Below are 4,115 nucleotides of genomic sequence, written 5' to 3' on the forward strand. Positions count from 1 at the left end.
CCGCCGACCTGACCGCGGCGCGGGCCGCCGCGGACGCGGCCACCCGCACCCTGCGCGACGCATCGGCGGCCGACGCGGCGGCCCGTACCCGCTGCCAGGAGCTGGACGGGCTCTCCGCGCAGGCCGTCGAGGACGCGCGTCGGCTCGCGCCGCTGCGCGAGGAGTACGACCGGGTCGCCCGCCTCGCCACCCTCGCCGCCGGCACCTCAGCCGACAACGAGCGCCGGATGCGGCTGGAGGCGTATGTGCTGGCCGCGCGGCTGGAACAGGTGGCGGCCGCGGCCAGCGCGCGGCTGCGGCACATGTCCTCCGGGCGCTACACCCTGGTGCACTCCGACGCCCGGACGGGCGGCCGCGGCCGCTCCGGGCTCGGGCTGCACGTCATCGACGCCTGGACCGGCCGCGAGCGCGACACCGCCACCCTCTCCGGCGGCGAGACCTTCTTCGCCTCGCTCTCCCTGGCGCTCGGGCTCGCCGACGTCGTCACGGACGAGGCGGGCGGGGTCCGGCTCGACACCCTCTTCATCGACGAGGGGTTCGGCAGCCTGGACGAACAGACCCTGGACGAGGTGCTGGACGTCCTGGACTCGCTGCGCGAACGGGATCGTACGGTCGGCATCGTCAGCCATGTCGCGGATCTGCGCCAGCGGATCCCGGCGCGGCTGGAGGTGGTGAAGGGACGCGAGGGATCGGCGGTGCGCCACCGCACGGCCACCGCCGCCCCGGGGTGACTCAGGCCCCCGTGGCGGCGCGCTGGTAGACGTACAGGTCGCCGCGGTCCGCCGTGCGCGAGAAGTCCGCGCGGAGCAGCACCCGCTGGGAGGGGATGTTCCACGGCTCGGTGGTGGCGATGACGGTGTGGACCTCCGGCCGCTCCGCGGTCCACTCCATCAGCAGCCGCAGCGCGCCGGTGGCCCAGCCCGCGCCGCGCGCCGAGTGGGACAGGTCGTAGCCGACCTCCACCTCGCCCTCGCCGGGGGCGGGCGGGCCGTGGAAGCCGATGCTGCCGAGGGCGACGCCGTCCTCGGCGCGCAGGATGGCGAAGGTGCCCCAGGGGGAGCGGTAGTAGCCCGCCGCCGCCGCGCGGGCGGTCATTCCGGCGGCACCGATGGACGCGTCGCCGGGGACGCCGTCGATCCAGTCCAGGTCGCCGGGCTTGCCGTCGGCGAGCGCGGCCGCCTCCCCGGGCGTGTGCTCGCGGAGCGTCATCCGGCCGTTCCGCAGCACGAACCGGCCGTTCTCGTGCCCCTGCTGGTACGCCACGTGGGCCCCTCCTCGCCGGGACGCGGCGAGGGTGCGCGCGGCCCAGCGTGACTGTACTCGGCCGGGCGCGGCCCAAGCGCCGCTAGCGCGCCGCGGCCGTGGTGAGGGCGGTGAACAGGGGCTTTGCCTCGGTGGTCCGCGGCAGGCCGCTGACCTGGGCGTCTCCCGCCTCCACCACGCGCCAGCGGCCGTCCTCGTGGAGGGCGAGGTCGGTGGTGATGAAGCGGCAGGCCAGCTGGCGGACGGCGGAGGCCACCTCGGACAGGTCCGGGTCGGGGGTCAGGCCGGGCGTGTCGGGGTGGGGCCCTATGAGGGCGGGTTCGCCGTCGAGCCACCACACCCGGGCCTCGCCCACCGGCCGGTACGGCTCGTACGCGCGCAGCACCACACCACCGGTGAGGTACGCGCCTTGCAGCTGTACGAAGCGGGCGACCACCGAGGCCAGGCGGGCGGTGTCGGCGAGGTCGGGGACGTAACACGCCTCGGACCACTCGTGTTTGCGGGACTTGACCCAGTCCTTCACCACCGCCGGGCCCGCGCCGCCGAGCCGCTCGGCCAGCCGTGCCAGCTCCTCCGGATCCACCGCCCCGCCGGGCGCCAGCGGCAGCCAGGCGCTGTGCGGGGTCAGCGGGGCGAAGACGTCGTACCAGCCGGGGAGTTTATGGGCGGTGCGGTACCGCTCGGGCGAGGTGAGCAGGGCGTGGCCGCGGTCGGCGAGGGCGGTGGACAGTTCGGCGTACCGCCCGGCGGACAGCATCCAGCCGCGGTACCAGACGGGCCCGGCGCCGCGCTCGCCCGGCGCCACCGCGCGCACCGCGCCCGCCGCGTCCCCGGCGGTCAGGGTCTCGTGGTCGACCAGTGCGACGGACGCCCCGGTCGCGCGCACGGCCCGGGCCTCCTCGGCGAACTCGGGGTCGACGCGGCGCGGTGCCAGGGGATCGCGGGAGAACAGGAACACGGGACGCATGGAACGGACGATAGGAACCGGGGCGGCCGGGGCACAACACGCTTGCCGATACGGCCCGGCCACCCCTTCCCGGGCCGTCAGAGCGCGGACAGCTCCGCCACCAGGTCGTCCAGCCCCAGCGATCCCTGCGACAGCGCCGCCATGTGCCACTTCTTGGCGTCGAAGGCGTCGCCGTGCGCCTTGCGGGCCGCCTCCCGGCCCGTCAGCCAGGCCCGCTCGCCCAGCTTGTAGCCGATGGCCTGGCCCGGCATGCCCAGGTAGCGCACCAGCTCGCTGTCGAGGAAGTCGGCGGGGCGGCCGCAGTGCAGCCCGAAGAACTCCCGCGCCAGCTCCGGCGTCCAGCGCTCACCGGGGTGGAAGGGCGAGTGGCCGGGGATCTCCAGCTCCAGGTGCATGCCGATGTCGACGATCACCCGCAGCGCCCGCATCATCTGCGCGTCGAGGTAGCCGAGCCGCCGTTCCGGGTCGGTCAGATAGCCCAGCTCGTCCATCAGCCGCTCCGCGTACAGCGCCCAGCCCTCGGCGTTGGCGCTGACCATGCCGACCGTGGCCTGGTAGCGGGAGAGCCGGTCGGCGACGTGGGCCCACTGGGCGAGCTGGAGGTGGTGGCCGGGGACGCCCTCGTGGTACCAGGTCGAGACCAGGTCGTAGACGGGGAAGCGGGTCTCGCCCATGGTGGGCAGCCAGGTGCGGCCGGGGCGGGAGAAGTCCACCGACGGCTGGGTGTAGTACGGGGCGGCCGCGCTCCCCGGCGGGGCGATCATCGACTCGACCCGCTTGACCCGCTCGGCCAGGTCGAAGTGGGTGCCGTCCAGCTGCTCGATGGCCTCGTCCATCAGCTCCTGGAGCCAGACCCGGGTCTCCTCGACGCCCTCGATGTGCGCGCCGTGCTCGTCGAGGTGGCGCAGCGCCTCCCACGGGGTGGCGCCGGGCAGGATCTTCTCCGCCTCGGTGCGCATCTCGGCGTGGATGCGGTGGTATTCCGACCAGCCGTACGCGTACGCCTCGTCCAGGTCCAGATCGGTGCCGTTCCACATCCGGGACCAGCGCTGGTAGCGCTCGCGCCCCACCACCTCCGGGGCGCCCTCGATGCCCGGGCCGTACACGTCGCGCAGCCAGTCGCGGAGCGCGACCAGCGCCCCGGTGGCGGCGGCCGCGGCCTCGTCCAGCTCCGAGCGCAGCGCGTCCGGCCCCTCGGCGGTGAAGTCGGCGAACCAGCTGCGGTCGGTGCCGATCCACTCGTCCAGCTGGCCGAGGACCGTGGCCACCTGCCGCGGCCCGGCGGGCAGCTCGCGCCGGAGCCCCTCGGCGAGCGAGGCGCGGTAGCCCTCCAGCGCGCCGGGGACGGCACGGAGCCGGGCCGCGATCGCCGACCAGTCCTCGTCGGAGGCGGTCGGCATCACGGTGAAGACGCTGCGCACCGAGTGCAGCGGCGAGTGCAGGTTGCTGACCGCGCGCAGCGGCTCGCCCGCCTCGTGCACGGCCAGTTCGGCGGTCAGCCGCTCCCGCAGCAGCCGTCCGCAGCGCCGCTCGGCGTCGCTGTCCGCACCGGGCCGCGCCTCGGCCTCGGTCAGCCGCTCCAGGGTGGCGCGCGCCAGCTCGGCGGCGGCCTCGGCGCCCGCGGGGGAGAAGTCGGGGAGGCGGCGTGCGCTCTCGGGAACGCCCAGGTAGGTGCCGGTGATCGGGTCGAGTTCGATGAGGTCGTCGACGTAGGTGTCGGCGACCTGTCGGGGCAGCGGAGCGTTCTTGGAATCGGACATGGGGCCATCCTCGTACGGCCGGGGGCGCGGCGTCATCAGCGGAGGCATGTCATGCGTCCGCGTGGCCTCCGGGACGTGGGGGCCAGGCCGCTGCCCCCAGCTCAGGGGGCCCGGGGCGGCGGCCC

General features: G+C 75.3%; 4 protein-coding genes. 1 reads left to right on the top strand and 3 read right to left on the bottom strand.

All coding sequences use genetic code 11. The annotated features are described in order from the left end of the window. Nucleotides 1-731, top strand: a 731-nt coding sequence (locus tag EEJ42_RS33605; protein WP_281291564.1) for an SbcC/MukB-like Walker B domain-containing protein, incomplete at its 5' end; no start/stop codon positions are given. Between the two features lies 1 nt (nt 732). Here the strand turns inward: EEJ42_RS33605 and EEJ42_RS33610 are convergent. The 3 genes from EEJ42_RS33610 to EEJ42_RS33625 all read right to left on the bottom strand — a co-directional run bounded on the left by EEJ42_RS33610 (nt 733) and on the right by EEJ42_RS33625 (nt 3,990). Continuing rightward, nucleotides 733-1,263: a GNAT family N-acetyltransferase gene (locus EEJ42_RS33610; RefSeq protein WP_246097555.1), complete on the bottom strand. Its 531-nt coding sequence runs from the start codon at nt 1,261-1,263 to the stop codon at nt 733-735. Between the two features lie 82 nt (nt 1,264-1,345). Beyond that, nucleotides 1,346-2,230 (bottom strand): ATP-grasp domain-containing protein, encoded by an 885-nt coding sequence (locus EEJ42_RS33615; protein WP_148082121.1) that lies wholly within the window; start codon nt 2,228-2,230, stop codon nt 1,346-1,348. A gap of 77 nt (nt 2,231-2,307) precedes the next feature. Beyond that, nucleotides 2,308-3,990, bottom strand: a complete 1,683-nt coding sequence (locus EEJ42_RS33625; protein ID WP_123105831.1) for a DUF885 domain-containing protein — start codon at nt 3,988-3,990, stop codon at nt 2,308-2,310. Nucleotides 3,991-4,115 lie beyond the last annotated feature (125 nt).

This window comes from Streptomyces botrytidirepellens (assembly GCF_003721215.1).
Classification (GTDB): Bacteria; Actinomycetota; Actinomycetes; order Streptomycetales; family Streptomycetaceae; genus Streptomyces; species Streptomyces himastatinicus.

What these genes read in the sequence shown, in the direction of transcription:
- EEJ42_RS33615 (WP_148082121.1), bottom strand. Translation starts at nt 2,230, where the DNA reads ATGCGTCCCGTGTTCCTGTTCTCCCGCGATCCCCTGGCACCGCGCCGC.
- EEJ42_RS33625 (WP_123105831.1), bottom strand. Translation starts at nt 3,990, where the DNA reads ATGTCCGATTCCAAGAACGCTCCGCTGCCCCGACAGGTCGCCGACACC.